The sequence below is a fragment of the Nitrosospira sp. NRS527 genome, from assembly GCF_018406445.1.
GTDB lineage: Bacteria > Pseudomonadota > Gammaproteobacteria > Burkholderiales > Nitrosomonadaceae > Nitrosospira > Nitrosospira briensis.
On the sequence record NZ_AP024516.1, the window covers coordinates 24,894 to 50,860 of the forward strand.

Consider the following 25,967-nt stretch of genomic DNA (forward strand, 5'->3'; position numbering starts at 1 on the left):
ATGTCGGAATTATGGCATTAGGCGCTGCCGCCCTTATGATCGGCGCATCTACCGCAGGTTTACGCATCAACTACACTGCTTCAGCCCCGCGTGGCCTCTGGATTGAACGCTCCATAGACAATCCCGTACTGCAACGCGGAATGCTGGTGTCCATATGCCCGCCACCACAGCCAGTCGTCCACGCCATAGTGGAACGCGGCTTGTTACCTGTTGGTAATTGCCCTGATACACAGGTGGCGCCGCTTCTGAAATCCATCGCGGCAATACCTGGGGATCGCATAAAGCTTCAACATGGATCACCAGCAATCATCAATGGCGTACCGCTACCCAACACAAGCGCCCTTCCCTCCATGCCGGCATGGGCTGATGGGGAATACCTAGTGCAGCCTGGACAAATATGGATATTCTCAAGCTATAGCAAAAGAAGTTTTGACAGCAGGTACTTCGGGCCGGTTGATAGCAACGCCGTGCGGGGTGAAGCTACGCCCTTGCTGACTACAGGAGATAATTGAATGATTGGAATCGAGCTGATACTGGCGTGTGCGCCAAGCGTGGCCCCTACGACCATACAGGAAATTATACGGGTTGAGAGCAATGGCAATCCGCTGGCAGTCAACGTCAACAGGCGCAAGGATGCAATATTCCAGCATCCCATGAAGATCAAATCCGTCCAGGATGCAGTGATCGTGTCCTATGCTGCCATCGCAGCCGGCCACACGGTTGACATGGGGTACATGCAAGTGAACAGCGCGAACCTCAAACTGCTGGGTTACACCGTCGAGGATATGTTCGATTCATGCAAGAACATAACGGCGGGGGCAAGAATTCTTACGATGGCCTACACTGCCGCGCTCCCCAGGTATGGGGACGAACAGGCGGCCTTGCGAGCCGCCCTGTCAGTCTACAACACAGGAGATTTCACGAGAGGTTTTCGAAATGGCTATGTGGCGCGGTACGTCGGAGGCCAGCCCATTGCGCCGACCTTACCATTGCTCGATGCTTACACGGCTGACACTTCGGTGTGGCCACAGCCGTAATCAGTTAACCTCATTTTCAGTTCCTCCATAACTTACGTCCACTTGTGCAAGCGGATGCCCTCTCCATGGCGGCAGAATAATATCCTTTGTGACCATGATTGAGAATTGGTAGCCTGGGCTTATCTCAAGCGTCGGTTGAAGATTCAAGTTGCGCCGTGCCGTCTGCATCCCAAGCATGCCGAGCTGCTGGCCCAATGCTGCTGCCATGATTTGCTGTGAGTTATAAGTACCTGTTACCGCTGCGCGAGGCTGTGAAAGCTGAATACCGGCAGAAAACAGGGATAGCAGGAACGCATTGCCAAACGTGCGCAAGTAGTGGTTATCCACCTTCTCATTAAATCCGGCAAAACCGCTTTTATCCGCTCCAGGCATCGAGTCAAGCGACAAAGAGGAGCTGTCGGGGAATATGACCCTGTTCCATGCTACAAGTACCCTTTCCTGTCCTGCTGAAACGCTACTATCGTAAGTGCCCACCAGGCGCGCTCCGGCCGGAATTAACAAAAAACGTCCGGAGGCGGAATCATAAACATTCTGCCGCACTTGCCCAATGATCTGCCCCGGCAAGTCAGAATTCACACCACTGAGCATGACCCCGGGAATGATGAAACCCGCCTTGAGTTCAGTAGGGGACAAAGCGGCTTCCCGCGTATGTTTCAGGTAAGGTGAAGTGTATTCATCCTTTCTTCCGAGGAAAGCACGCTTTTCGTCTTGCTGGTTTGGATCTCCACCGATTTTCATACCATCCTGGTCGTATTGTGGCGGGGGCGGAGGGATCAAACCATCGACACCCGGCATACCGGGCGCACCATATGGGCCACGAACAGGGTTGGTTCCCGTGTGCTGGTTCTGCTTGAGGCTGAACTTGCTTATTTCCGCCTCTGCCTTCATAGCCGCGTCAAGTTCCGCCGCCTTTCTCGCACGCGCTTGCCGCTCTGCCTCGGAAGTACCTTGTGCCGTACCGCCAGATGCCATCGTAGACTCTGTGACTTCCACGGGCGCACTGGCGGGAAGGATTACATCCGGTCCTGCTGCACGCCTCACAGGGGGTTGCGCCACACTTGATACCTTGTATGTTGCCGCTTTTGCTCTCGCTTGCTCCCGGTTTGAATCAGCTAAACGGTCAAAGTACTCATACGCTATAAAGGCCATAAAGCAAATGACCACCGATATTCCAAGAATCAATGGAACACGGTTGAGCCGTCGCGTACCCTTACCCTGCTTCGGCGCATCGAAATAATCCGGCGAAACGGACGCGGGTTCTTCGACAAGCTCAGTGGGATGAATTGGGTCGCTCACTTTGTGGCCTCCCGTACGGCATAACGGGTATGAAGTGACAGATGACCATCGTTCGCACGATCAAAGAACCGGCTTGCTTCCTGGCCTCCATAACGCAACCGTACCAGCACGCCCTTGTATAGGGGTGTTACCTTATAGCGAAGCTGCACCGCCGACTGCTGCTCTGTCGGCTGCTTGCTCTGGATAACCCCAAAGCCTTTCACCATGAGTTGATCGAGCAACGTCAAATGCAGTTTGTTCTCTGACGACTGCAACTCAAGCGTTGTTTTTGCGGCGAGGAGTTGAGCCGACAGGAATTGCGCCACGTCCATCGCTACCTCGTCAGCATCTGTGTCGCTGATATCCGGGGCTAAGTAGGAGCCAGGTGTACTTTTGGCGGCTATCGCTTCCAGTTTCGCTTGCAGCGCCGCGCAGCCGGTGAGCGATAACACGCACATCATTAATGCGATGGTTTTCATTTCGCATTTCCCCCGGTGTAGTCAATAGTGACTTTGACCTGTTCCCCGCCTACCCCTGATACTAGGGCGGCACGGTCTATGACCTGATCCACTACGTACCTGTCACCGATCAGCCGGTAATTCACAAGTTGGGTAGCTGGGCCGGACCACAGACTACCGCCCTTACCTATTGTTACCAGTGCAGGGGCTTCATCGGCAAAATGCGAGGATGGAAACTGGATATAGGTCTTTACCCCATCGGTATAGACACGCTGAGGCTTCCACTTCGGATTGTCACCGCCCATGCTGAAACGAAAGTCCAGCGCGGCCACGTTCTCCCCGCTCGGTAGCGTTGACGCATACGTAGCTCTGCCCTGGCCAGCCCTGTAGTTCGCCCAGGTGCGCTCCTGTTCGTCCGGGTAATCGAATGCAATGGCCGGCATCCATTCAATGCGCGCACTCTTGAGCAGTACCGTATAACTACGCCTGTCAGTCGTGATAATCAGGTTTGTAGTCAACCCGGAATCGGTAGGCTTCACAATGACATTGATAATGGCTGATGGCCCATTACCAATCATCGACGGCGTAATGCGCCACCGTGCGGAGTCGCCGGCGTGAACATCGTTGACCACTTCTCCGGCTTGTAGCCTGATCGCGCACACTTGCAGGGGCGTACATATCAAAGTCGGAAGCGTAGCCCCATAGAGATACATAACGGTGCCATCACCGGATCGGCGAGGCTTGTCCGGATTCTTTCGCCATTGCCGCACAATATCAAGCGCCTTTTCTTCCTTCTCTGTTAACCGGATCGGGGTAGACGCCGCTTCGATTGTTGGCGCTGGTGCAGCCAACGCAGTTCTTTCAATCGGAGGAACCATTTGCGCTTCCGCAGCGAATGTGGCAAACGCCAACGCAATTACCAGTAGTTTTTTCATGTTTGTTTCCTCAAATCCCTAGCCGCGGATGTAAAGTAAAATTAGTCAAATAGAGGCCAAGCGGATTGACAAGAATCTGTGCATCATCTTTTGGAGGCTCGATAATTACCGTAAATAACCCTTGCCACGCTTTTTCATTAATGACTCGTCCAGACAATTGCTTTGTCGTTTCTGTCCATTCGATTTGCCAGGTGCCGTCACTTTTTGCCATCACGGAATTAACTACGATTTCCACCGTTTCTTTTTGCGACCGCACGAACGGATTGTTTTCCTGATGGTAGGCGGACAACGTATTGAAGGCGGGACTCTCAGGCGCAATCATGGCGTACGCTTCCTTGATCAGCTTCTCATTGGCGCGCTGATCCCAAAATACCGAACGCATACCGATGATTAGCTGACGTAAGGCGGCGCGTATTTGATTCTCATTCGGTTGCGCCATTTCATCGGCGCGAGTCACACGCATCACTTCAGAGTGTTTATTGAACTCAACCGCATACGGCACGACCTTGTGCTGTAACGCCATTCCCACTACACCCGATACCGATATAACCGCCACGGCAACGCAGCCAAACGCTATCAGGCGCCAATTGCTCACGGCCTGGATTAGCTCTCCGTATTGCTCGTTGACTGCGCGCTTTGCCGATAAATAAGGCGATTCCGCATAATCCTTTGCTGTTGCTGTGAGTGGATTTTTCATAGTTTTCCTTTATTCAGCGCTTCTTGAAGGCTAGACATCGTGTCGATCATTAGTGAGGCAGCTTGTGCCTGGGCGGGGACGTCCGGAGCAGCAGCTGCAGATGCGGATTCTGGCCGGATGATGTTATCGGGGGTTTCACCCATAGACGGAGGTAGATCACTATCCATGGAAGGCTGGAAAGGCGGCGAGCCGATGGAAGTAGAGGCAACGCTTTCCATTCCGGGCACCGACAAAGCAGAAAGTGTGTTGAGCGTATGCCCCGCACTTGCCATCGCCGCGTGTGCCATTGCTCCAACACCTCCACCTTTCGGGGTTGCGCTGGATGCTGCGTTTGATTCACCGCCTGAAGTTGCACCGGGTGTCGCGCTGGGTGCGGGACCGGGAGCTGATCCAAGACCCGAACCTATCCCGCTACCGCCGCCTGTCCGTGAAGAAGGCCCACCGGAACTCCCACCGCCGCTCCCGCCACCAGAGCCACCCTTCATTGAGCTCATGGGTGAACCACCAGATTCACCACCGCCTGAGCTTGATTTCAGCATGTCGGATGCACCGCCCAAAATGCCACCCATACCGCTGCCTGAAGCTGCTGAAACGGTAGCCATCGCTGCCGCCGCTCCCGCAACCCCGGCTGCCGCCATTCCTCCCAAGACAGATCCGCCGCTTGTAGACACGCCATTAATCAGCGCTTGGATTTGTTCGGGTATAGTTTTGGAAAGATAGGCGCATACGAATGCAAGACCTACCATTACCCACATGGAGGTTTGATCGTGTGTGTAAGCGGCCTGCCATTGCCTGGCTGACTCCATGATCAGGCCGACTATCAGGGTAAGAACAAACAGTTTGGCCCCTACTGATACCGCATAGCGAATCAGGGATGTTGCATATTCACGTGTCCATTGCGAGCCGCCAAAGCCCATGAAAAGCACAGAGGCATTGATTACGATATACGACTCAATCAGGGTTAGCGCCATGAATGCAGCAATGAACGCGAAGCACAACAGGACGAGGATTGCAGCGATACCCACCATTACCGCAATCAAGGGATTGATTGTCTGAAAATCGCCTACCGTAGTCGCCAGTTGAACCGCCAAGCCGAACATATCACCCGGATACAGTTGCATCGGCATCCCGGCTGCATTGGCTCCTGCTTGCCTAAAGCTGTTCACAACAGCCGTCGCCCATTCGACTGAGTACAGGAGCAACGCGGCAAAGAATCCGATTACCATAACGAACCGCAGAAGCTCGCCGGCTATTTCCCCGAAATCCGCTTGCTTCATGACCAAAGGAAACATAGTCCACACAAACTGTATGACGGCGAGACCCCAAAATAACCGAACCGCATACCCCTGCAAACGGATGCTCCAGTTATTCGCGCTGTTCTGTATTAACTCAAGCAAACTGGCAAACGACTGGGCCGCATTCATCATGTTCGCCTGTGCCATAGCGAAATCCGAGACTACTAAGGCGATTAGTGCCACTGCAGCCAAAGTAATCTGGCGTGTCATATTAAAATCCCTTGGTCGGTGTGTTCTGCGGCTTTACCCTGCGAAATTCCCGATCGGATGCGCTTTCTTCGCAATTACCGGTTTTCTGCGCGGCAGCTCTTGCCGCTGTCAAAGCCTGCTCTATCTCGCTATTCGATGGTGAAGTAGCAATGGCGCCGCCATAACCGACAGATATGCTGGCTGCAACGATGACATAAAGCCAAATTGCTTTGATATTGATCATTTAAAACCCCTTCGTAGATGTACTTTCCGGCTTGGTGCTGCGATAAAATGCATCGGAAGCGTCGTAAGCACTCTGGCGCGCATTTTGCTGCGCCATGTAATTGGCATGCAACGTGGTTTGTTGCGCTATTAACATGCGTAATTCCTGTATTTGCTGTGCTTGATGCGCAGCAATTTGATTTGCTGCTTGCAGCGCTTGCATCTGTCCGCCAGCCGTGTTGGATTGCAAAACAAGTTTCTGAAGCATCGCCTGTTCATCATCCATGCTATTGGTCTGTATTCCGGCAGCCTGCAATGCGCTACGCGTATTGTCATTACCTTGATCCGACCATTTCTGGTAAAGATTCGTCATTGACGATCCACCCCGGCCCATCGTGCCAAGATATGACTGGTAACTGGGATACATGTACCCGAATTGCGAATCCAGGTTTTGAGCCCGATACATAAGACCTTGACCTTGCATATACATGCTTTGCAACGAACGCAGCGTATTGCCCAATGGCGCAAAAACCGGATCACCCAAGGCCAGCGTGTTTTGTATGGCCGTCTGAATCTGATTCATCTGGTTCTGGATCATCGTCAGTGTTTGTCCTGCACGAGCCGCTTCCGCTGCAATGGTTTCCCCGGTAAGTCCAGGATCGGTCACAACATCCCCAACACCCAAAAACGCTTTGGCAGGTTGCACCCCGCCGAGAAAAAAGAATAAGGAACCGGCTACCAGAAACCTAGTTGATATGTTTCGCATAATCTACCCCCCTCCTTTCAAGCCAACGTAGCGGCCAATCCGCACCATGCATACCCTCAAACGCCACAACTTCCCGAAGCGTGTCCTTATCGGAAACAGCTACAAAACTGAGTGCCAGCGGCCCTAATCCCAACTCAAACACACGACGCCCAAGCGGAGATTTGTAGTAGTAATGCTTCTTGTACTGCATGTTCTGAAGCATCAGAATTTCCCGCTGGTTCATGCCGAACGTTCTGTAAAGATCGGAGGGTCCCGGATAATCTTTTGTCCCTTCCAGGGGCGCTTCATTGTTCGGCAGGAATATCTTGGTTTGGCACTGTTCAATCAGTACATCCATCAATCCAGACCGGGCCGCATCGGATAAACTCTGCGTGGCGATGATTACCGCGCAATTCTTTTTGCGCAGTTCCTTAAGCCATTCGCGCACTTTTTCACGGAACACCGGATGCCCCAGCATCACCCATGCTTCATCGAGCGAAAGGATTGCCGGCTGTCCGGTAAGGGACTTTTCAAAACGCCGGAACAGATACAGCAATACCGGAATGCAATTCTGTTCGCCAAGTTTCATGAGTTCATCAATCTCGTACACGATGAAGATGGAATCTTTAAGAGAATCTTCCTCGCCGTCCAGCAAATGACCCATGCCACCGTTCACTACATAATGTTTCAGAGCAACCCGTATATCCTCGTCCTGTACCGTGGAAACAAAATAGGACAGGGATCGCTCTTTTCTCGTCTTGTCCCTTAAAAGAGTAATAGCCCGGTGAACCTCATTTTTCTGTTCCGGCATGAGTGGTTTATTGCTTTGCAGTTGGTAGCAGGTTGCAATCCACTCTTGAGCCCACAGCACATCGGAGTCACTGTCTATATCCGCAAGAGGGCATAGCGAGAGACCTTTAACACCTTCTTCCGCATCGGAGCCAATGTCGTAGTGCTGACCGCCTACTGCTTTGCAAAGGGCATACAGCGACCTGCCTTTGTCGAATGCCGTGACCGTGCCGGGGGGTGTGCTGCCATCAGGTCGAGGACGGCTGCGATAACGCCGGAATTGCACAATGATTGTCGCGATTAGGGTGGATTTCCCTGCGCTTGTTGGGCCAAAGATCAAAATGTGCCCCACGTCACCCACGTGCAGATGAAAACGAAAAGGGGTAGATCCAGTTGTGATCGTGTGCATCAATGGCGGGGAATTATCCGGGTAGAACCCGCACGGGTTTTCCCGCAGCCCCGGCCATATTCCGGCAAGCGGCAATAGGTCTGCAAGGTTGAGCGTATGGATCAGTGGACGGCGCACGTTCGGGAAAGCATGTCCGGGCAGTGATCCTAACCATGCCTCAAGTGCATTAACGCTCTCGATCCGAGCCGAAAATCCCCTGCGCTCGATCTCGCGGCGCATATACCGGGCCTGGTCTTCCAGCAATTTCCGATCCTCGCTCATGAGCACTACAACAGGCGTGTAATACCCATACCTCACCAGATCAGAATTGGCGTCACCCATCGCTCGCTCGATCTGGTGCGCCATTGATACCGCGTCTGTATTGATTACACCCTTGTTCGACTTCATCAGTTGCGGCAGGAAAGCGCGGATTTTTTGTGTCCATTTACGATGATAGCTTCCTAATGCTGCAAGGGCTTGCTGCTGTTCGAGGAACATGAAACGCGACGACCAGCGGTATGCGACCGGCAAGCCCTCAAACAATGAAAGAATCCCCGGATAAGAGGCAGCGGGGAAACCATCTATTGCTACGCATGAAATGTACCGTTCGCCAAGTTTGGGCAAATCACCCGGCCACAGCGGGGGAATGCCCAACCACGAATCAAGGTACATCGGGCAATCGGGTATACGAAGCGCGATAGTCTCGCCCGTAAGGGTGAAGTGCAGGTAATTGACCAGCTCATCGCTTTGATAAGGGTCGCCCTCTTTCCCAGCCGTAATTGTCGCCATACGGCGCATATTCAGCAGATCGCCCAGGCCATTATGAAAGTCCACCAGTTTCTTTTTGAAGTTCGCGAGAAACTGATCACCCGGAGCAGCAATGTCACCCCCCTCGACGTTATAAAACATCTTTTTCACGGTTTCTTCTTTTTTCAGGGGCGGCATGAATTGCAGCACCAACGCATACTCAGATTCATAATGTGTGTCCTGGCGCTCAAACATTTCGCGCCGCTCAGCATCGATCATTGCCGAAATAGGATCAGGGAAATGGGACTGCGAAGGGGTTGGGTATCCGGGCGAAGGCAACCGTACAGAATCAACCCACATGCACCAGCCGTTCCCGAATCGTGCAAGGTAAGAGTTCACCTGCGCCGTCACGTAATTACGCTCGGAATCGGAAGCGCTACCAGCATCATCGCCGCGAAAGAAGTAACCGGCCATCAGCGACCCATCCTTGCCCTGGACAATGCCTTCATCCACCAATGCGGCATAGTTGAGCAAGTCGGGAAGCCCCGCAACTTTTGACCGGAATTGTTTTAGCGCCAGCATCAGTAGACTCTTGCGGTTTTGGCTACACGGAAGGGGCGGGAGAATGGCGGGTAGTAACCTGCATACTTGACCTGGCGCACGTAGACTTGCCACATGAGAGGATCTGCCTGGGCCATTCTGCGAAGCGCATACACTGAAATCATGCCAAGGAGCAACCCGAACACGAAAGATACGGTGTTCATGGATACAACCATCAGGATTGCCGACATGAACAAAGCCGAAAGCATTAGCTGCCTATCCCCGCCCCAAATGAGACTTGGACGATGCAGTGCGCGATAAAAGGGTGTACGCCGAAGTTCGCTCATAGCGTGAGTCCCGCATCAGGAATCACGGCGCCAGCAAACAACACACCCGTTAGCAACGTGTTTGCAAACACGATCATGCTAACCACAAGCACGAGATAGATAATGCGTTTGGCAAATTCTGAGATTTCGCCACCCCATACCAAGGTAGCCCCGGCAGCAACAAAACCCACCAGGGAGATTGTGAATGCGACCGGTCCGCTGATAGAACGGCGGATCTTTTCAAGCGTCGTTTCCCACGGCAAACCAGCACCGCCGGTACCGCCAGCGGCATCGGATGCAAAGGCCGCATCGCTGAACACCATAAAAATAATGAACATGTAGCCGGCAAGGGCTACCGCCGGCAGGTTTTTTTCAAACATCACTCTCTCCCATGGATTGCGTTACATAATTCTTTCCGTCATAACCTGTGACCTGTACAACCTCTTTAATGCGACGATTCCCTGCATACTTCTCGATATAAACGATTAAATTTACTGCCTCCGCAATCATCCTTTCCATTGGCCCCACGCTTACCATAGCTATCATTAGCTCCATGCGTGTCAACGCCGCCTGTGCGGAGTTCGCATGAAGCGTACATACCCCGCCTGGATGCCCTGTATTCCAAGCCATGAGAAGATCAAGCGCTGCGCCATCACGAACCTCACCGACGAGGATGCGATCAGGCCGATGCCGCAATGTATCTTTTAGCAAAAGCGTCAAATTGACTTGCGTTGACGTATACATCGACAGCTTGTTTTTAACCTCGCATTGCAACTCGCGTGTATCTTCCAACGTCACAATCCGATCATGCGGAGAAACATCCGCGATGTACCGCACAACGGCATTCGTCAGCGTCGTTTTGCCGCTTCCTGTACCACCAGCAATCAGAATATTCTGCCGATTGCGTACCGCTGCTTCTATGACCTCGCGCTGTGCTTGAGTCATGATTCTCCGTTCAACATAATCGTGCAGGGTAAAGACCGCGATTGCCTTCTTCCGAATGGTGAAGGCTGGCCCTTTAACTATGGGAGGTATAACTCCCTGAAACCGCGCACCAGCAAACTCGTCCGACAGCTCGCATGAAATTGCTGGATTTTTTTCGGTCAATTCCTGATTCAGCGTAGAAGCGATAGTGCCCATCATGGATCGGGCTTGTGATGCGCTCATAGTGCCGCGCTGTTCCATTTCCTCCCCTAGCCGCTCTACCCACAATTCCCCGGAAGGGTTCAAGATGATTTCAATTACGGTCGGATCGGCAAGCCATTCCCTTACATTCGGGCCTAGTTCGCCGGTCAGTTTCTCGTTGACCCTGCGTTGAAACTCAGGCCGTGCAACGTTATTCATGCGATTCTCCGAGTTATAATATCATATATACACGATATTATAACATATAAGCGATAACATGAAGGAAACAAAATCCATTTAATCCAAGACCTTGATTATTTTTCTTCGGGAGTAAGAAGCTGCCAGAGTGGCTGCCCTACGGCGGCGGCAAGCACATTAGCATTATCGAGATTAATTGTGCTTTTAGCGTTCTCGACATCACTAAGGTATGGTTGGGTTAAACCTGTGATCCTTGAAAGAGCTTTTTGTGTGAGACCCGCCTGTTTCCTGGCTTGCTTGAATTTCCGCGCAAATATGCGACGTTCATGTAGGATTAAGTCCTTACTTTCTTTTTTTCTTATGGGCATGACATGGAAATGAGGTGAAAACATGCGGTAGAGAATAACGCATGTGTAATAAAGAAATTAAACGGGAAATATCTTGTATATGATATATATTTTGATTCGGCAACAGGACGCCGGGAGAGATTATGATAAAGAAAACCCTGTCAAGATGGAAACTCGTACCGGTGGTGCCGGAAATGATCGAAGCCACGGATTGTCTCAATGATCGTTATGCCAGACGATACGTTATCCAGCACAGTATGCCGGATTATCTATGCCGCCCTACCTTTTCTATAACCGATATTCCGGTCACACAGATAGAACTCAGACCAGGGCATAATCAGGCCTGTCTTAACATGATGATAGCTATTATATAGGCTGCATTAGTGTAATCCTTTATGTAAGAAGTCATAATAATCATGAAATCTATGCGAGCAGGCCACTGAAAGTAGATAAAGCAGGCAGGACGATGCCACGCTATCCGGAGAGTAGCTACACATTAAGTAATACTGAGTCGCTTCTTATGTCGGACGTAAGCGGAACATCCTTTGATAGCCGGTATTTTGGTCCCGTACAGGCATTTCAAATTCAGAGTGTGATCAGGACTAGTTTTAACCTGGTGAATCAAGTTGTGGAGAGAGCTGGCTCTGCACGTTCCAGGTTGGAAAGCGATGCGCTCGCCCTTTTCTCTCCGGGAATCTCGCCAATATGGGATTGATGCTGCGTGCATGTGCTGGCTCAGAGTAAAGTCATCAAAGGATGTATATACTTACATATATAGGTATATAGGTATATATAGCTGTATATATATACCTATATACCTATATATCAAATGCACAAAAGCGGAACATCCTTTGAGATGTCGGTATTTTGGTCCCGTACAGGCATTTCAAATTCAGAGTGTGATCAGGACTAGTTTTAACCTGGTGAATCAAGTTGTGGAGAGAGCTGGCTCTGCACGTTCCAGGTTGGAAAGCGATGCGCTCGCCCTTTTCTCTCCCGGAATCTCGCCAATATGGGATTGATGCTGCGTGCATGTGCTGGCTCAGAGTAAAGTCATCAAAGGATGTATATACTTACATATGTAGGTATATAGGTATATATAGCTGTATATATATACCTATATATGTATATATCAAATGCACAAAAGCGGAACATCCTTTGAGATGTCGGTATTTTGGTCCCGTACAGGCATTTCAAATTCAGAGTGTGATCAGGACTAGTTTTAACCTGGTGAATCAAGTTGTGGAGAGAGCTGGCTCTGCACGTTCCAGGTTGGAAAGCGATGCGCTCGCCCTTTTCTCTCCCGGGAATCTCGCCAATATGGGGTTGATGCTGCGTGCATGTACTGGCTCAGAGTAAAGTCATCAAAGGATATATATACTTATATGTATATATTAAATGCGCAATGAGTTTTGTGCTAATATTTGCAAGCGTCGTAGGTATGTATATATATACATACCACGTACGAATGCCGGGGCGGTGCCCCGGTTGATCGATGGCCAGCCGCTCTCGTTGCGGCATTGGTATATACATATCTATATAGGAGCACCCATGATTTTCGCGTGCGTGAACACCAAGGGCGGCGTTGGCAAGACCACGACTGCCGTGCATCTGGCAGTGATGCTTGTACGCCAGGGTAAAACCCTCTTGATCGACGGCGATCCGCAGGCCTCGGCCGCAAGCTGGGCTGCGTGGCGTCGTGAGGGGCAATACGACCCCTCGCCGACCACGACCTGTCTTGCAGGCAAAGCGATCCTGACCGAGGGCAAGCAGTTGGCCGCCGGCTTCGAACACGTTGTCGTCGATGCCGGCGGCCGTGATTCGGCCGGCCTACGCTCCGCGTTATTGCTGGCTCAGCGTGCCGTGATTCCAATTGGTGCATCCAATCTGGACGCGGCAGCCATGACCGACTTGCTCGAAGTTGTCGAGATGGCCCGTGACTATAACCCTGAATTGGACGTGCGCGTGTTGTTGACACGTGTCGATCCTCGCACAAAGGACGCTGTTGAAATGCTGAAATTTCTGGCCGAGCAACAGTTGACGGTGTTACTTACGAAAGTCTGTGAGCGGGTAGCTTTCCGCCGCGCAATCGGCGAAGGTGCGAGCGTTCAGGAGCTGGGCCGCGATTTAGCCGCCATCGCCGAGATGGAAGCTTTCTTCAAGGAGGTGATGGCATGAGCATGAAAAGCAAACCGAACACGGCGCAATTCAATCTAGCTAAAGACCCGTCCGCTTTCCTAGAGGGTGGAGAGGCCGACAAGGCTGTAAAGCCGTTAACTGCACCTACTGCCGTGACTCCACCATCTGCCGCAATTCAGCCTGTGGTCGAGGAAGTGCCTCGCCGCGGTCGCGGCCGGGTACAAAAAATCTTTAACTTTTCGGAAGAGCTGGCGGATCGGTTGCGTGACGAGGCTCTGAGCCGAAGCAGGGAAACCGGCGCTCGGGTCACCGAGAAGGATATCGTGATCGAGGCGTTGGAAGCTCACCTCAAGAGATAAGTAGGTATATACATAGGTATATATATACATAGGTATATATATAACAATATCCGATATCTACTTCAGAACATCGGTGTTTTAGTGGTAACGTGTTATATTAACTGGCGCAACAAAACTGCGATATTGTTGCGATTAGGCGCAGAATAAGGTATAAAAACGATGCTAACAACGACTGCTAGTGTGATCGAACCAAAAGTATTGAAGGAGCTCATCGCCGCAGGGTCGGTCACATCCGCTCGTGTGGAGTCCGGAGACAAGGGTCTTGTGATCGTTGTGCGTATCGGAATGAATGAGCGAGTGGTGGGTGTCGCACGTGGCGGCCTTCGGTACTTCCAGAGCCTTGATGGCGCTGCAAGTGTCTTACAGGGATATGGAATCATGCAGTTCACCGTGGATATCGCGCATTGGGTGCCAAAGACGGTGGTGCGAGGCTACAAGAGCGCGCCGGCAGTGACGGCTGATTCAGATGCGTGACCGTAAAATAGGAGAGAGCTGACAGACAGCAAGAAATACGGACAATCAGAAAACGACAAAGCCCGCCTTGGCGGGCGGGCTTTGAAGAGAAATCGGGCAGGGTGCCCAGACAAGTACAAAATACAAGGTTCGCTTTGGCGGCTGAACTTTGTATCAAACAGCGGCTAGCACTGCTTTTATTGTACTTGTCTTAAACCCTGCACGCAAGTGCACGCACGTCCGTATGGGACGTGCGTTGAGGGATTATGGCAGGTACGACAAAGACAAGAGACAGCAAACAGGTAGATCGCTTTTTCCAGTCCGGCACCGCGCTCAATCGCGTGCTGAAAGAAGCGCCATACCTGCCGCGTTGCTCGGACGACAAGACAGCCACCCGCATCCGGCCGCGCGAATACGCCATTCGTTACCCCTACATGCAGGTCAATAGGCCTGGTTTCGTAAGCTGGCTGATCTTCGACCTTGACCATACCAAGGCGATGATTTGGGAGGACGTTGGACTCCCCGCTCCCAACCTGATCGTGCGCAACCGCACCTCAGGACACAGCCACCTGTATTACGCCATTTCCCCGGTCTGTACGACCGAGAATGCCCGAAGCAAGCCCATCATCTACATGAAGGCCGTCTATGAGGCCTTCGCTGCCCGGCTCGATGCCGACACTGACTTTCACAGCGGCCCAGTAGCCAAGACGCCCGGCCATCCGTGGTGGCTCACGCATGAACTGCACAGTCACGTCTATGAGCTTGGCAAGCTTGCCGACTATGTGGATCTGGCCGTTGCCAGCCCTTGGGGCAGGGGACCACAACTCGACGAAGTGAGCCATTCTCGACACTGCATCCTGTTCGAGCACCTACGGTACTACGCCTATTCAATTGTGAGCCGCGAGCGCGAGCGCGGCTCATTCTCGACCTTCACACGCCTGCTGGAAGCCTACGCCCACAATGGCAACAGTTTTCACAAGTTGGGCTTCATGGAAAACCTTGCCCAATCGTCGATCAATGCGACCGTGAAGTCGGTTGCCAGGTGGACGTGGAATCGCTACAGCGGCTGCGGCCGGTGCCACCATGGCGTGATGCAGCTCGACAAGAGCTTGCCGCTAATAGAGCGGCAGCGCCTTGCAGCGGCCCGCACGCATGATGTGCGCAACAAGGCCACTGAATCCAAGGTACGCGCCGCATACCACCTCCTGCAGCAGAAGGGTGAAGCCCTCACGCAAGCCGCTATCGGCCGTGTGGCGGGCCTCACAAGGCAGACAGTGGCCGCCTACAAGCATGTACTCGACGAAGTGCTCAAGCCAGCCGCTGTCGTAATTCTGGGGGGATCTTCGGCCAAGGCTGATCATGTTAAATATGGTGTACATCAGGTAACTGCGGCGTCCCAGGAGACGGGCGACCAGGGCACAAGGCTTTTGTCTCTGGACTTATTCCCTGGTGGATTGAGGATATTGCCTGTGCTCGATGGGTGAGCGCTCGGTTTTGGGTCTGAGTAGCCCGGCGTTTTTTAAACGCGAGTAGCCGGAGCGAAGCGACCAATGGGTATTTGCTGCGCTGTAGTGTCAGTTTTGTTGAATGGGAGTTTGGAGGATATGAAAAATGGTTCGAAGATCTTTCGACAATAAAATGCTCGCAAGGATTCGAGTGATGCCGCTATTGCAGGTACTCAATAAGCTTCGTGACGGTGGCCATTTGTTCTGGCGCCGTGATCTAGATTTCGTGCCGGAGAAAGATGGGAATACGGTACGCTTATTCCTGTCGTCTCCCTCTGGTTTTGCGTGGGAAATCTTGGTAACGAACCTCAAGTGGTATGACGCGCGAGCAGGTAAAGGTGGAGGTGGTGGAATTGACCTTGTAATGCACCTGCTTGGCGTTGATTTCGTAGCAGCCGTCAAGTTGCTTTTGGTTGATACTGTGATGTAGAGGTGAAGACACGGTTCGCGCTTTAAGGGGTCAATTCACGAAACGGAAAAAATCATACGTTAGCCAATCCTTAGTTTGGTTAACAACACGAGACAACGTATCCCCTCAGAATGCTCCTTCCGTTATTTTTTATGGGCATAAGTTCCAATATTGTTCTATTAATACATTAAGGGGTCAATTCAGGAAATGGACAGAAAAGTACGTTAGCTGCGATGCGCAATGGTAGTAATCAAAGCTTTACCGTGCTGTAGGTCTATCGCGCCCCTCGCGCCCGAAGGGTTGCTGCAATATTTTATGAATCAATGTTTCGCAACCTCTCTGTGTACGGTGGATTTCATTTTCTGAGAAGGAGGTGAAAAAATGGACCCTAGCATGATTTTTGTCATTACCTTAGGGATAGTCTCTGGTCTCGCGGGGTACGTTGCGTATAGGATGTTTGCTGTGCCACCGCGGCCGCAGTATGACATGAGCAAAATGTATTTTGCGGCAGCAGTCCTTGCCTTTTTGGCGTTTATTTTCATGCTTTCCATGATCGTGTATGCGTTTGGTCCGGAGCCCAAATCTCCGTCCATAGATTCGCCCGGAAAGACAATTTTTGATTCGTGCGTAAAGATAATCCCTCCGCTGGTCACCTTAATAATCGGTTTCTACTTCGGCACGTCCCAGGGCATCAAGGAGCCGGCAATTTTAACGGAAAAAGCAGTTGTACAAAAAACCGCACCGGGCACGTCCCAGGAGCTCAATGAGTCGACATCTTCAACGGAAAAAGCAGTTGCACCAACAACCACACCGGGCAAGTAACGTGGTAGTTATGCCTAACGATTTTCTCCTGCGGACCGTGGATGCGCTTAGCTATTTGCGGGCTGCTGAGCCGGCATCGCCCTAAAGCATCTCGTGTACTTGAAGTCGGGGGTGTGCTCCAACTGGACGCAGAGCGCGGCGGATCAAGCGGAAGCGACTTGCGAAGACATGACGACGGCTTAGCGTACAAAAACGTCCGTTTTGGGAGCCGACCCCAGGTGGACAAACCGCCCACATACTGTCTGCTGACGGGCTCTATGTGCTGCGCACCCCGGACCTGTAGTCCCGGCCATTCGGTAACGATCCCTTTTGCAAATTCCTATCTAGCAGCGTCGCCCGTTCCGGGCCACGCCGGTAATTAATCCCACCCTAGGCGGGACGCTTCGCGCTCCGCTTCATTCGCTCTCACTCATTCCCACCGCTTATCACCTGCAGTCTCTTCGCCCAGGTTTCGCCAAGCACTAAAACCCTAGCCAAGCCGCGTTCTATTGCAAGGGTGCGCTTCGTCTTCCCTTCACTTTGTTCATTCCAGCCCTTGCAATCTCTCTCATTCGTCTTGCCTTCCCATCGTGCTTTAACGGCGAAACCCTCAACGAAGCGATGTTTTACAGCAGTAAGCAGGTTGGCCAGGTCTGTTCGAGCAAATCAGTTCAAGACCCGGCTCACCCCTAACAAAACGATGATGGGAAGGGAGAGGATCAATGGCAACGAATTATGCTGGATTGAATGAGCACCAGAAGGAGTTCGCAAGACTGGTTGAGGAAAATAGCCATAGCCGTCACACCTATACGGTTTTCAAGGATTTCTGCGAGCTGGCGGCGCTGTCATTCAGCAATGCGGTTGACCGGGCACAGTATGAGGTACGGGAAGCACGCTATTTGCAGATCGTGAAAGGCTATAAGGCGGCTGAGGTTGCACGTTTCCCCCAAATGCTGGCCTGCCTTACGTTATCGCTGGAAAGCATGAGCGATTGCCTGGGAGAGTTGTTCATGGCAATGGAGCTTGGCAACAGCAGGGCAGGGCAGTTTTTCACGCCATATCCCATATCTTTGCTGATGGCGAAAATAGGATGCAGCGACGCCGGCCGGATATGCAAGGAACGGGGATTCGTGCGCGTGATGGAGCCGGCTGTCGGTGCTGGCGGCATGGTGATCGCTACCGCACATGCCCTTGCGGATGAAGAGATCAACTATCAACAGGCGATGCACGCAACCTGCATCGACATCGATGCAACCGCAGTGCACATGGCTTATATCCAATTAACGTTGTTGCACATTCCCGCGATCATCATCCACGGCAATGCCTTGAGCAGCGAACATTGGGGATATTGGTTGACTCCCGCGCATGTGCTTGGTTTCTGGAATACCAAACTCAAGCGGAATGAAACCGCCAGGCAGGAACAGGAAGAAAAAACGGATGCCGTGCCGGCCATGCCGGAAGTGGTGAAACAACAGGTGCACGAGCTGGTGGCGGCGAAACAAAACAGCCAACAATTAATCTTGTTTTAAGGCAAACCATTTGATAAAATAAGATAACGTAATAAAGTAATATCTTATTAAATAGGGGAGAATATGGGACGCAAAGCGCTTCACACGCAAGAGCAGGTTTTCGACGCAGCCGACCAGCTGGCCGCATCCGGAAAAGAAGTCACGCCGACAGCCTTGCGCGAAGCGCTGGGCGGCGGTAGCTTGACCACGATTTACCGACATCTTGAAGCCTGGGAAGAGACGCGCAAGACGCTGCCCGCGCCGGTCAGCATTCCCATGCCGGATGCTGTCAAGCTTGCCTTCGACCAGTCTTGGCAAGCAGCCGCTACCGAAGCGGGCAAGGAAATCGCTGCTATCCGCGAAAAAGCAGATGCGGAAATCAAGGCGGCGAACCGCCGCCTGGAAGAAGCCGTTGCAGCTATCGCGCAGCTTGAAAACGAGCAACAGGCCGACGCCGACCGCTTGGAAGCACTGGAAACCATATTGGCGGGCGAGCGTGAAACTTCACATCAAGCCATGTCAGATGCCGCCGCTCGCCAGGCCGGGCTTGCGGCTACAGTGGAGCAGATGCGCAACCAGATCGAGGGGTTGAAAGGTGATTTGTCGGCAGCCCGGCGCGAAGCCGAGGCTGAACGCAAGCGTTATTCATCCGAGATTGACCATGTTCGCGGTCAACTCAGCCAAGCGCAGATCAAAATCGAGGAAATCAGCACACGCGAGCGCGCAAAGATTGAGGAAGCGGCCAGGGCGAGAGCCGAGACTGCAGGATTGGTTGAAGCCCTGGCGGAGGTGAAAAAACGCAGCGGCGAGATTGTCAATAAATTGACAACTAATAAACAGGCAATAGCGGCCGAGTTATCCGAGACACGGAAAGAGGCTCGCACGTTGAGCGAAAAATTAGGTAAGGCCAGCGGTACCGCAGACGCGCTGCGCGCCCAGGTTGCCGAACAGCAGGCAACTATCCGCCACTTGTCCGTACGTCGCGAACCTGGAGGCGAGGAGACTGGCGCAGGAGAAAAAAAGAAATGATAACGATCAATAACGGTGGCCAGAAAATCATCTCGACCAACTATTGGGATACAGCGCAACCCGCTCACATGCTGTCAGCGGGACGGGCTCTATGTGCTCGCACACCGGGCCTGGAGTCCCGGCCATTCGGTCACGATCCCGTTGCAATAGCTGGTAGCGGCCTCGTCAATTCAGGCCAGGCCGATTCAAAGCATGTTTTCGCATATGCGAAAATAGTTCAATGAACAGATCCACCCCGAGAGCAGGATAGATATTCGCGCCCGCGAATATCTTGTTTCTCCCGCTTATCGCTGTCACAGGCCACGCCAGCCGCTGGCGCGGTCCGCTTTGCCTGTCATGCCTTGTGATCCGCAAATTTTTGCGGCCGCAACGCGCTTGAACCCGAATCCCTGACGGCACAAGCCGACGTCACCCCGCAGGAATCCTCCCACAAAGCGCCCCCCAATCTCTGCGAGGGGGACTTGTGGGTGGATAAACGTTTCATGCGGGGCCAGATCATCGGTCTTGCATGTATCTGCCTTCCCAACCCCACTCATTCCCAACCCTTGCCCGTGAGAGCAAGGGCTTTCCCCACTCCCGTCGCCCCAGGGCGAGGCGAGGAGAGTCCGAGCGAGAGGATCAGTTTATTCACCTAAATCGCGAGGATTCGAAACATGAAAACTGCCAGTACCGACGGATGAAATTGGTCGATTCCGTTTTTGCATATCGAAAACGGACAATGAGCAGATGCTGCCAAGGGGGCTACGACAAGGAGATGAACTGAAATTCTATAGAGTATTTTTTCAATTCTAGTGTGGGTACGACCCGGGCTGCAGCCATAGTGCGCCTGTCAAAATCATGAGTCACTAGAATGCCGCGCACCGGCTTTCCTTCTTCTTCATGCAAATCGCCCATGTACCCCAATATCTGGCCAATTGCCCTGCTATCCGCTTTACCGGCTTTTAACTCCACCACAACAAGGGCATTGCCATCTTCACAAGTAATATCAATCAGACCTGAGTTGACCGCGCGTTCCGCGCCATCGTCGCTAATCGTTAGCGACGGGTCAAGGCTTTTTATATTTTTGCGCAGGGCTGCCTGCATGTCGCGTTCCAGACTGAATCGCTGCAGATTAAATTCTTCCGTGGCCGGAGCTGTATCTATATTTTCGAAGGATTCCGGCTCAGAGAGTCTGCTTCGGAATCCGTCATCCTTAAGAAATTTCAAGTACCGTACTGCCGCGTTTTTATAGGATTGGAGATTATTCCGGATATTACCCTCGAATATGAGTTTTGAAGGATTGGGTTTATTAGCTCTTTCGTCGCTCGTTGAGTATTCAAGGGCATCTATAATCTCCTGATAGGTTCCGTGAGCGAAATGATCATCAAGATTCCCATAGCCTTCCTCAACTTTTTTTACCCGATAAATCTGGGCGTTTTGTGTGCCTTCCGAGTATTTCTGCTCGGCAAGCCATTTGGGGTAGTCTTGTTGCATAGTCGATATCTCGAATCAAGTATTGTTTTTGACCAGGGGGGGCCGGCAAAGGGATATTTTTGGACTTCATCTCCGGCTTCGACGAGGGCTATCAGTGTTAACGGCTCATCAGTACCAATAGTTAACGCCGCCAAGCTTTTTGGACCCTCGGGTTCCCCACACTTGCATGTATTCAATAAACCATACACAATATTTATTGATGACAGTTCAACAAAAGGAGCAACCCATGCAGAGCATGACACTTGAACAGCTTCGCGCGGCCAGCAATGCCGGCGGCGTGGCTGGCGTCACCTTGAAAGGGCAGGGTGGGGCGTTCCTGGTCCAGATCGCCACGCGCAGTGGTGCCGACGCCGTGCTGGCGAAAGCCCGCAGCAGCGAACCGCGCCGCTTCGGCAATCCGGCCGCGGCCTTGAACGTACTGCGCGACGTAGGAATCACCATTGGCCAGTTTGACGCGAGTGAGTGGAACCCGGCCGAGAAGGAACTTACCCCGGCTACAAGTGGCCGGGCCGAGGCATTGCGCAAGGCGCACCAAGCCGCGGCCTATTCCGAGTGGCTTGCCGCCGAGATTCAGGAGGCCATCGACGACCCCCGGCCGAACCTATCGCATGATGAGGTCATGGCCGAGATGGACGTGGACATTGCTGCCGCGGCCAAGCCAGCCAGGAGGGCAGGCGCATGAAGAAGGGCACATTGCCGCTGTCGAGGGACGCACGGGAGGTTGACCCGGCGACCTTGGCGGCCCTGCTCGGTGGCGCATCAGACCGTGCCGTCCAACCGGCTGAAGCCGATTTCAAGGCCATTGTGCGCACGTGGCGCCCCGAGCTGGTCGACTGATCTGTGGGGAAGACAGAGACTCCTTACCACATCGAGTGGCGGCCGATGGCCCGCGAGGATTTGCGCGCCATTGTGGCCTACATCGGACGGGACAATCCGAACGCAGCGCTCAGCTTCGGCCAGGAGCTGCGTGACAGGACCAAGCCGCTTGCACAGCACCCGGAGCTTGGCCGCACCGGGAGGCCAGGCCTGCCGGATTCTGTGCGCGAGCTGGTGGTGCATCGGAACTACATCATTTTTTACCGTGTGCTGGCCGAGGGCCGCACTGTGGAGATTTTGCGAGTGAAACACGCGGCGCAACAAGCGCCGTGAAGGCATCGAATTAATGCAAACGCCAAGACGCTCAACCATTCACAAAATTACTGGAAAACCCTGTGGATAACTCAGCTAAGTGACGGCATGCCGGTACATTCTCTACCTGGTCAGTATTGAGGCGCAAGCCGGGATGATCAATGCTCGGTTTCTTCCAGTGACGCTCCTAATTTTCTGCCTTTAGCTTTCCGCAAACCCGCTTCAATGCTGTGTGCGGGCCCCGGGTCGCTATCCCGGCCGCCCGGTTACGCTCCCTTTTGCAAACCTCCTCAAATATTTTCGCGTTCCGCGAAAAATTCTTCATATCCATATCCCGCTACTCTGCTGTCACAGGCCGCGCCCGCTGTTGTCGTATGGACGCGAGATGGGGAAAAGCTGCGTCTGCCTGGGAAAGTAACGCCTTGTCTCAAAAATCCCTTACGTGGAGCCTTGGAAAGTTGATTAAATCCATAAGTTAACTAAAAGTATAATGATCGATAACATTTTGCGAGCATAGGTATGGATGCCTCCGGTGGCACCTCAAAACGATGACTGACGACGGCATGGCTCGACTGCTTCGGCTGGGGATGGATAACGATGGCACAACTTTCGTAAGCTCGATGATGCTGTTGATACTCATAATTGGAGTGATATATACGCTCTTCTTCACCGAAGACGGTTTGATGATGTGGCCAGTGGTGGTGGTCCTCATGAGTCTCGGTGGATATCTCTTGTTGATCTGATTCCCTTCCATTAGCTTTTTGGCAAACCCGCTCCCATGCTGTCATCGGAGCGGGCTCTATGTGCTGCGCACACCGGGCCTGTAGTCCCGGCCATCCGGTAACGATCCCTTTTGCAACGGCTATTAACAGCCTCGCCCCTGGCCACGCTGTTAACTTACCCAATTAGCGGCCTCGTCAATCAGACCAGGCCGATGCGAAGCATGTTTTCGCATATGCGAAAACAGATCCATGAACAGATCCGCCCCGTAAAAGATTTTCGCGTCCCGAAAATTTTCCCTATTCCGCTTCCCCCTGTCACAGGCCACGCCAGCCGCTGGCGCGGTTCGCTTTGCCTGTCATGCCCTGTGATCCGCAAGACTTGCGGGCGCGGCGCGCTTGAGCCCGTACCCCCTGACAGGCACAAGCCTACAGCCACCACCGCATGAATCCCCCCAGGCAAGCGCCCCCATCCCTGTGTGAGGGGGACTTGTGGGGGATAAACATTCATGCGGGACCGGAACACCGGCTCTGCATCTCCCTGCCTCTTAACCCCACCCATTCCCAACTCTTGCCCGTGAGGGCAGGGCTATCCCCACTCCCGTCGCCCCAGGGCGAGGCGAGGAGAGTCCGAGCGAGAGGATCAGTTTATTAACCTAATCGCGAGGATTACAGACCATGAGAACTACCAATACTCCAAAAAAAGACCTGTACGCACAGGCAACGGATGAAATTATCGCTATGCTGGAAAGCGGGAAAACCGGCCATCTTACTTGGGCGCGAAGCGGTGACGGTTTACCACGCAATCACAGGACCGAGACTACTTATCAAGGCGTAAATGTGCTTTTGCTGTGGGCAGCAGCAGCGACTGGCGGCTATTCAAGCGACCGTTGGCTGACCTACAAACAAGCCACAGACATGGGTGGCCAAGTGCGTAAAGGTGAAAAAAGCGTTACGTGTGTTTTTTTCAAGACACTTGAAATCGAGCCGGAGAATAACGGCAACGAGGCTGAAAAGTCCCAATCCATTCGCATGATTAAACCATTCTGGCTGTTCAATCTTGACCAGATCGACGGTATTGAAAAACCACAGGCCGCCATGCCGCTTAACGATTTTCAGCAGATCGATGCGGCCGAAAACGTTCTAATCCGTTCTGGCGCGGTTATCCGCGAAGTAGGTGAGAAGGCGTTTTATCAACCCTCGACGGATGAAATTTATCTGCCGGAACGTACCCGTTTTGCCTCCGAGATTGAGTTTTACAGCGTGGCCTTGCATGAGTTGACACACTGGACGGGAGCGAAGCACCGTTTGGCACGTGACTTTGCCAAGCGATTCGGTTCAGAAGCCTACGCTTTCGAGGAATTGATTGCAGAGTTGGGTAGCGCTTTCCTGAATGCGGAATTGGGTTTTGCCGCATCGATGATCCCGAACCATGCAGGGTATATCGAATCGTGGTTGAAGGTGCTGAAGAACGACAAACGCGCCATATTCACCGCAGCCAGCCAAGCCAGCAAGGCACACTCCTACATCATGGATTTAGTGGGATGTAACCAGAAAGACCAACAAGCCGCCTGAGCCGGCGAAACGATCAATGATCAACAACACGGAAAAGATTAGCGGCCTAGTCAGTTCAGACCATGCCGCTCCCGTGGCATGTTTTCGCATATGCGAAAACGTATTAGGCAGAGCGGGGGAAAACCCCCGCCTCATTTCGACCTGCTTAGAGTAGCCAGATATAAATGATGATCTTAAAAGCCTTGAAAATCGCGATGATCGTCATGTTTCCTCCTTATGGTTGCGCACCAGGCAGGGGGAAAGACTAAAGCATTGCTTTACACAAAACGTTTACTTTTTGGTAATGCAAGGTATAGTATTGCTATACGTATTCGTATTGATTCAGCCTTTCTCGCTTGCCAAAGTGCGTTGGTTGAAAAAACAGGTCGAATCGGTGTTGCAGCACCTTTTCTTCCCACCCATGAAAGCCTTGTTACGAGAGTGACAAGGCTTTCGTCTTTCTTAGATTGCTATCCCTAGTGATCTAATGGACAACAACCACCATATATTAGCTTCTTAGGCTGGGTACGGCAATCGGGTTTCTGGCCGTATCGAGATGATTATGCTTTTTCCGTATGAAAAACAATTATTTGAAGTGTGTACGGTTTATCTCTTTAAGCTTTTTAGGCATAGTCCTCTTCCAGGGCTTATGCTTCTCTCCAGCCCAGGCGGAAACATTGACCGGCGAAGTCGTTAAAATAGCCGATGGCGACACCCTGACAGTTTTGGATGCATCGAAACAACAGCACAGGATCCGATTGACAGGTATTGATGCGCCTGAGAAAAAACAGGCATTCGGCACGGTATCAAAGCAGCATTTGGCGAATTTAGTTTTTGGCCGCGCGGTTATGGTGGAGTGGCACAAGCGCGACCGTTATCAGCGCATCTTGGGAAAAGTGCTGGTGGATGGCCAGGATGCAAATCTGGAACAGATCAGGGCAGGGCTGGCATGGCATTACAAGCAATATGGCAAGGATCAGCAGCCGGTCGACCGCCGCCTCTATGCCGAGGCTGAGGAAGCTGCCCGACTCAAAGGCGTTGGGTTATGGTGTGATCCGGCACCCCTTCCTCCCTGGGATTTTCGGCGCAAATGAGGAAAAACAGAGTCGCGCTCCCCCAGAAAACCACAGCAATGGCAATTCCTTAGGCCGGTTTTCCGTTCCGCTGCACATCGATCTATTTTCGCGGGCGCGAAAATATAATTGTTGAACCTACTTCTTTCCGTTGACCGCCGCCTTGATCGCGGCGCCCGGCTTGAAAGCCGGCACTTTTGCTGCGGCAATCTTCAGTTCTTCGCCGGTCTTTGGATTGCGGCCGGTGCGCGCGGCGCGGCTGCGCACTTCGAAAGACCCGAATCCGGGCAAGGAAAGTGAATCCCCTTTCTGTAGCGTATCCGAAATAATTTCGATCAGCGCGCCAAGAGCGCGGTTCGCGTCGGCTTTGCTGCAGCCGGTCCTGGTTGCCATTGCTTCAATGAACTCGGTTTTATTCATATTCAAGAACTCCATTTTTAGTATGGGTTGATTGGGCTTGCGGCATTCCTTGATGAAGATGCTCTACAGGCTTCTCCGGCTTGT

32 protein-coding genes and 1 pseudogene are annotated in these 25,967 nt (G+C 52.5%); 18 read left to right on the plus strand and 15 right to left on the minus strand.

What is annotated here, in order from left to right:
• Positions 1 to 11 precede the first annotated feature (11 nt).
• On the plus strand, positions 12 to 512 hold the full coding sequence (locus KJS40_RS14740; protein WP_213539919.1) for a S26 family signal peptidase: 501 nt from the start codon (positions 12 to 14) through the stop codon (positions 510 to 512).
• The gene (locus KJS40_RS14745) at positions 513 to 1,037 is read left to right on the plus strand and encodes a lytic transglycosylase domain-containing protein (protein WP_213539920.1); all 525 of its coding nucleotides are present in this window, start codon (positions 513 to 515) and stop codon (positions 1,035 to 1,037) included.
• Here the strand turns inward: KJS40_RS14745 and KJS40_RS14750 are convergent, their stop codons facing one another.
• The 12 genes from KJS40_RS14750 to KJS40_RS14805 form a co-directional block, all read right to left on the minus strand.
• Complete coding sequence (locus KJS40_RS14750; protein ID WP_244859800.1) at positions 1,038 to 2,333, minus strand: TrbI/VirB10 family protein; 1,296 nt, start codon at positions 2,331 to 2,333, stop codon at positions 1,038 to 1,040. It abuts the gene before it with no gap.
• A complete protein-coding gene (locus tag KJS40_RS14755; protein ID WP_213539921.1) occupies positions 2,330 to 2,791 on the minus strand; it encodes a hypothetical protein in 462 nt (153 codons plus the stop codon). The genes KJS40_RS14750 and KJS40_RS14755 overlap by 4 nt, the downstream gene beginning before the upstream one ends.
• Entirely contained in the window at positions 2,788 to 3,705 is a 918-nt protein-coding gene (trbG, locus tag KJS40_RS14760) for a P-type conjugative transfer protein TrbG (RefSeq protein WP_244859801.1), read from the minus strand. Before trbG ends, KJS40_RS14755 begins: the two co-directional genes overlap by 4 nt.
• 10 nt (positions 3,706 to 3,715) lie before the next feature.
• The gene (locus KJS40_RS14765; RefSeq protein ID WP_213539922.1) at positions 3,716 to 4,402 is read right to left on the minus strand and encodes a type IV secretion system protein; all 687 of its coding nucleotides are present in this window, start codon (positions 4,400 to 4,402) and stop codon (positions 3,716 to 3,718) included.
• The gene (gene trbL / locus KJS40_RS14770) at positions 4,399 to 5,907 is read right to left on the minus strand and encodes a P-type conjugative transfer protein TrbL (RefSeq protein ID WP_213539923.1); all 1,509 of its coding nucleotides are present in this window, start codon (positions 5,905 to 5,907) and stop codon (positions 4,399 to 4,401) included. Before trbL ends, KJS40_RS14765 begins: the two co-directional genes overlap by 4 nt.
• Before the next feature lies 1 nt (position 5,908).
• Positions 5,909 to 6,130, minus strand: a complete 222-nt coding sequence (locus tag KJS40_RS14775; protein ID WP_213539924.1) for a hypothetical protein — start codon at positions 6,128 to 6,130, stop codon at positions 5,909 to 5,911.
• Entirely contained in the window at positions 6,131 to 6,874 is a 744-nt protein-coding gene (gene trbJ / locus KJS40_RS14780) for a P-type conjugative transfer protein TrbJ (protein ID WP_213539925.1), read from the minus strand.
• Positions 6,855 to 9,359 (minus strand): transporter, encoded by a 2,505-nt coding sequence (locus tag KJS40_RS14785; RefSeq protein ID WP_213539926.1) that lies wholly within the window; start codon positions 9,357 to 9,359, stop codon positions 6,855 to 6,857. The genes trbJ and KJS40_RS14785 overlap by 20 nt, the downstream gene beginning before the upstream one ends.
• Positions 9,359 to 9,664 (minus strand): conjugal transfer protein TrbD, encoded by a 306-nt coding sequence (gene trbD / locus KJS40_RS14790; RefSeq protein WP_213539927.1) that lies wholly within the window; start codon positions 9,662 to 9,664, stop codon positions 9,359 to 9,361. The genes KJS40_RS14785 and trbD overlap by 1 nt, the downstream gene beginning before the upstream one ends.
• Positions 9,661 to 10,023, minus strand: a complete 363-nt coding sequence (locus KJS40_RS14795; protein ID WP_213539928.1) for a TrbC/VirB2 family protein — start codon at positions 10,021 to 10,023, stop codon at positions 9,661 to 9,663. The genes trbD and KJS40_RS14795 overlap by 4 nt, the downstream gene beginning before the upstream one ends.
• Positions 10,016 to 10,987 carry a P-type conjugative transfer ATPase TrbB gene (gene trbB / locus KJS40_RS14800; RefSeq protein ID WP_213539929.1) on the minus strand — a complete coding sequence of 324 codons (972 nt, stop codon included), beginning with the start codon at positions 10,985 to 10,987 and terminating at the stop codon, positions 10,016 to 10,018. The genes KJS40_RS14795 and trbB overlap by 8 nt, the downstream gene beginning before the upstream one ends.
• 95 nt (positions 10,988 to 11,082) lie before the next feature.
• Complete coding sequence (locus KJS40_RS14805) at positions 11,083 to 11,358, minus strand: helix-turn-helix transcriptional regulator (RefSeq protein WP_244859802.1); 276 nt, start codon at positions 11,356 to 11,358, stop codon at positions 11,083 to 11,085.
• A 385-nt stretch (positions 11,359 to 11,743) separates the two neighbouring features.
• Between KJS40_RS14805 and KJS40_RS15560 the strand changes: the two are divergent.
• From KJS40_RS15560 to KJS40_RS14855, 10 genes and pseudogenes are all read left to right on the plus strand, one after another.
• Positions 11,744 to 11,914 (plus strand): annotated as a pseudogene (locus KJS40_RS15560) (conjugal transfer protein TraF); the annotation flags it as partial.
• A 950-nt stretch (positions 11,915 to 12,864) separates the two neighbouring features.
• The gene (locus KJS40_RS14815) at positions 12,865 to 13,491 is read left to right on the plus strand and encodes a ParA family protein (RefSeq protein WP_213539939.1); all 627 of its coding nucleotides are present in this window, start codon (positions 12,865 to 12,867) and stop codon (positions 13,489 to 13,491) included.
• Positions 13,488 to 13,811, plus strand: coding sequence for a hypothetical protein (locus tag KJS40_RS14820; RefSeq protein ID WP_213539931.1), 324 nt, complete (start codon positions 13,488 to 13,490; stop codon positions 13,809 to 13,811). The genes KJS40_RS14815 and KJS40_RS14820 overlap by 4 nt, the downstream gene beginning before the upstream one ends.
• Positions 13,812 to 13,970: 159 nt before the next feature.
• Positions 13,971 to 14,285: a ParC family partition-associated protein gene (gene parC / locus KJS40_RS14825; protein ID WP_213539932.1), complete on the plus strand. Its 315-nt coding sequence runs from the start codon at positions 13,971 to 13,973 to the stop codon at positions 14,283 to 14,285.
• Between the two features lie 245 nt (positions 14,286 to 14,530).
• Positions 14,531 to 15,748 (plus strand): replication initiation protein, encoded by a 1,218-nt coding sequence (locus tag KJS40_RS14830; RefSeq protein WP_213539933.1) that lies wholly within the window; start codon positions 14,531 to 14,533, stop codon positions 15,746 to 15,748.
• 127 nt (positions 15,749 to 15,875) lie between these two features.
• On the plus strand, positions 15,876 to 16,199 hold the full coding sequence (locus KJS40_RS14835) for a hypothetical protein (RefSeq protein ID WP_213539876.1): 324 nt from the start codon (positions 15,876 to 15,878) through the stop codon (positions 16,197 to 16,199).
• Positions 16,200 to 16,559: 360 nt separating this feature from the next.
• Complete coding sequence (locus KJS40_RS14840; RefSeq protein WP_213539877.1) at positions 16,560 to 17,000, plus strand: hypothetical protein; 441 nt, start codon at positions 16,560 to 16,562, stop codon at positions 16,998 to 17,000.
• Positions 17,001 to 17,701: 701 nt separating this feature from the next.
• A complete protein-coding gene (locus tag KJS40_RS14845; protein ID WP_213539878.1) occupies positions 17,702 to 18,508 on the plus strand; it encodes an N-6 DNA methylase in 807 nt (268 codons plus the stop codon).
• Between the two features lie 63 nt (positions 18,509 to 18,571).
• Positions 18,572 to 19,516 carry a DNA-binding protein gene (locus KJS40_RS14850; RefSeq protein ID WP_213539879.1) on the plus strand — a complete coding sequence of 315 codons (945 nt, stop codon included), beginning with the start codon at positions 18,572 to 18,574 and terminating at the stop codon, positions 19,514 to 19,516.
• Positions 19,513 to 19,740, plus strand: a complete 228-nt coding sequence (locus tag KJS40_RS14855; RefSeq protein WP_213539880.1) for a hypothetical protein — start codon at positions 19,513 to 19,515, stop codon at positions 19,738 to 19,740. The genes KJS40_RS14850 and KJS40_RS14855 overlap by 4 nt, the downstream gene beginning before the upstream one ends.
• A gap of 69 nt (positions 19,741 to 19,809) precedes the next feature.
• On the opposite strand, the gene KJS40_RS14860 is transcribed toward KJS40_RS14855, so the two are convergent.
• Positions 19,810 to 20,052, minus strand: coding sequence for a hypothetical protein (locus KJS40_RS14860; RefSeq protein WP_213539881.1), 243 nt, complete (start codon positions 20,050 to 20,052; stop codon positions 19,810 to 19,812).
• Between the two features lie 205 nt (positions 20,053 to 20,257).
• Positions 20,258 to 20,989 (minus strand): endonuclease NucS domain-containing protein, encoded by a 732-nt coding sequence (locus tag KJS40_RS14865; RefSeq protein WP_213539882.1) that lies wholly within the window; start codon positions 20,987 to 20,989, stop codon positions 20,258 to 20,260.
• 226 nt (positions 20,990 to 21,215) lie between these two features.
• Between KJS40_RS14865 and KJS40_RS14870 the strand changes: the two genes are divergently transcribed.
• The 6 genes from KJS40_RS14870 to KJS40_RS14895 all read left to right on the plus strand — a co-directional run bounded on the left by KJS40_RS14870 (position 21,216) and on the right by KJS40_RS14895 (position 25,484).
• Entirely contained in the window at positions 21,216 to 21,671 is a 456-nt protein-coding gene (locus KJS40_RS14870) for a hypothetical protein (RefSeq protein ID WP_213539940.1), read from the plus strand.
• Positions 21,668 to 21,826, plus strand: a complete 159-nt coding sequence (locus tag KJS40_RS14875) for a hypothetical protein (protein ID WP_213539883.1) — start codon at positions 21,668 to 21,670, stop codon at positions 21,824 to 21,826. The genes KJS40_RS14870 and KJS40_RS14875 overlap by 4 nt, the downstream gene beginning before the upstream one ends.
• Positions 21,827 to 21,829: 3 nt before the next feature.
• Positions 21,830 to 22,138: a type II toxin-antitoxin system RelE/ParE family toxin gene (locus KJS40_RS14880; protein WP_213539884.1), complete on the plus strand. Its 309-nt coding sequence runs from the start codon at positions 21,830 to 21,832 to the stop codon at positions 22,136 to 22,138.
• A 542-nt stretch (positions 22,139 to 22,680) separates the two neighbouring features.
• Positions 22,681 to 22,860 (plus strand): hypothetical protein, encoded by a 180-nt coding sequence (locus tag KJS40_RS14885; protein WP_213539885.1) that lies wholly within the window; start codon positions 22,681 to 22,683, stop codon positions 22,858 to 22,860.
• Positions 22,861 to 23,514: 654 nt separating this feature from the next.
• Positions 23,515 to 24,411 carry a zincin-like metallopeptidase domain-containing protein gene (locus KJS40_RS14890; protein ID WP_244859793.1) on the plus strand — a complete coding sequence of 299 codons (897 nt, stop codon included), beginning with the start codon at positions 23,515 to 23,517 and terminating at the stop codon, positions 24,409 to 24,411.
• A 554-nt stretch (positions 24,412 to 24,965) separates the two neighbouring features.
• Entirely contained in the window at positions 24,966 to 25,484 is a 519-nt protein-coding gene (locus KJS40_RS14895; protein WP_213539886.1) for a thermonuclease family protein, read from the plus strand.
• Positions 25,485 to 25,601: 117 nt separating this feature from the next.
• On the opposite strand, the gene KJS40_RS14900 is transcribed toward KJS40_RS14895, so the two are convergent.
• On the minus strand, positions 25,602 to 25,883 hold the full coding sequence (locus KJS40_RS14900; RefSeq protein ID WP_213539887.1) for an HU family DNA-binding protein: 282 nt from the start codon (positions 25,881 to 25,883) through the stop codon (positions 25,602 to 25,604).
• Positions 25,884 to 25,967 lie beyond the last annotated feature (84 nt).

Bases quoted from the DNA above. Each gene is read 5' to 3' on its own strand.
- KJS40_RS14740 (WP_213539919.1), top strand. From the start codon at position 12: ATGGCATTAGGCGCTGCCGCCCTTATGATCGGCGCATCTACCGCAGGT.
- KJS40_RS14745 (WP_213539920.1), top strand. From the start codon at position 513: ATGATTGGAATCGAGCTGATACTGGCGTGTGCGCCAAGCGTGGCCCCT.
- KJS40_RS14755 (WP_213539921.1), bottom strand. From the start codon at position 2,791: ATGAAAACCATCGCATTAATGATGTGCGTGTTATCGCTCACCGGCTGC.
- trbG (WP_244859801.1), bottom strand. From the start codon at position 3,705: ATGAAAAAACTACTGGTAATTGCGTTGGCGTTTGCCACATTCGCTGCG.
- KJS40_RS14765 (WP_213539922.1), bottom strand. From the start codon at position 4,402: ATGAAAAATCCACTCACAGCAACAGCAAAGGATTATGCGGAATCGCCT.
- trbL (WP_213539923.1), bottom strand. From the start codon at position 5,907: ATGACACGCCAGATTACTTTGGCTGCAGTGGCACTAATCGCCTTAGTA.
- KJS40_RS14775 (WP_213539924.1), bottom strand. From the start codon at position 6,130: ATGATCAATATCAAAGCAATTTGGCTTTATGTCATCGTTGCAGCCAGC.
- trbJ (WP_213539925.1), bottom strand. From the start codon at position 6,874: ATGCGAAACATATCAACTAGGTTTCTGGTAGCCGGTTCCTTATTCTTT.
- KJS40_RS14785 (WP_213539926.1), bottom strand. From the start codon at position 9,359: ATGCTGGCGCTAAAACAATTCCGGTCAAAAGTTGCGGGGCTTCCCGAC.
- trbD (WP_213539927.1), bottom strand. From the start codon at position 9,664: ATGAGCGAACTTCGGCGTACACCCTTTTATCGCGCACTGCATCGTCCA.
- KJS40_RS14795 (WP_213539928.1), bottom strand. From the start codon at position 10,023: ATGTTTGAAAAAAACCTGCCGGCGGTAGCCCTTGCCGGCTACATGTTC.
- trbB (WP_213539929.1), bottom strand. From the start codon at position 10,987: ATGAATAACGTTGCACGGCCTGAGTTTCAACGCAGGGTCAACGAGAAA.
- KJS40_RS14805 (WP_244859802.1), bottom strand. From the start codon at position 11,358: ATGTTTTCACCTCATTTCCATGTCATGCCCATAAGAAAAAAAGAAAGT.
- KJS40_RS14815 (WP_213539939.1), top strand. From the start codon at position 12,865: ATGATTTTCGCGTGCGTGAACACCAAGGGCGGCGTTGGCAAGACCACG.
- KJS40_RS14820 (WP_213539931.1), top strand. From the start codon at position 13,488: ATGAGCATGAAAAGCAAACCGAACACGGCGCAATTCAATCTAGCTAAA.
- parC (WP_213539932.1), top strand. From the start codon at position 13,971: ATGCTAACAACGACTGCTAGTGTGATCGAACCAAAAGTATTGAAGGAG.
- KJS40_RS14830 (WP_213539933.1), top strand. From the start codon at position 14,531: ATGGCAGGTACGACAAAGACAAGAGACAGCAAACAGGTAGATCGCTTT.
- KJS40_RS14835 (WP_213539876.1), top strand. From the start codon at position 15,876: ATGGTTCGAAGATCTTTCGACAATAAAATGCTCGCAAGGATTCGAGTG.
- KJS40_RS14840 (WP_213539877.1), top strand. From the start codon at position 16,560: ATGGACCCTAGCATGATTTTTGTCATTACCTTAGGGATAGTCTCTGGT.
- KJS40_RS14845 (WP_213539878.1), top strand. From the start codon at position 17,702: ATGGCAACGAATTATGCTGGATTGAATGAGCACCAGAAGGAGTTCGCA.
- KJS40_RS14850 (WP_213539879.1), top strand. From the start codon at position 18,572: ATGGGACGCAAAGCGCTTCACACGCAAGAGCAGGTTTTCGACGCAGCC.
- KJS40_RS14855 (WP_213539880.1), top strand. From the start codon at position 19,513: ATGATAACGATCAATAACGGTGGCCAGAAAATCATCTCGACCAACTAT.
- KJS40_RS14860 (WP_213539881.1), bottom strand. From the start codon at position 20,052: ATGAGTGGGGTTGGGAAGGCAGATACATGCAAGACCGATGATCTGGCC.
- KJS40_RS14865 (WP_213539882.1), bottom strand. From the start codon at position 20,989: ATGCAACAAGACTACCCCAAATGGCTTGCCGAGCAGAAATACTCGGAA.
- KJS40_RS14870 (WP_213539940.1), top strand. From the start codon at position 21,216: ATGCAGAGCATGACACTTGAACAGCTTCGCGCGGCCAGCAATGCCGGC.
- KJS40_RS14875 (WP_213539883.1), top strand. From the start codon at position 21,668: ATGAAGAAGGGCACATTGCCGCTGTCGAGGGACGCACGGGAGGTTGAC.
- KJS40_RS14885 (WP_213539885.1), top strand. From the start codon at position 22,681: ATGGCTCGACTGCTTCGGCTGGGGATGGATAACGATGGCACAACTTTC.
- KJS40_RS14890 (WP_244859793.1), top strand. From the start codon at position 23,515: ATGAGAACTACCAATACTCCAAAAAAAGACCTGTACGCACAGGCAACG.
- KJS40_RS14895 (WP_213539886.1), top strand. From the start codon at position 24,966: ATGAAAAACAATTATTTGAAGTGTGTACGGTTTATCTCTTTAAGCTTT.
- KJS40_RS14900 (WP_213539887.1), bottom strand. From the start codon at position 25,883: ATGAATAAAACCGAGTTCATTGAAGCAATGGCAACCAGGACCGGCTGC.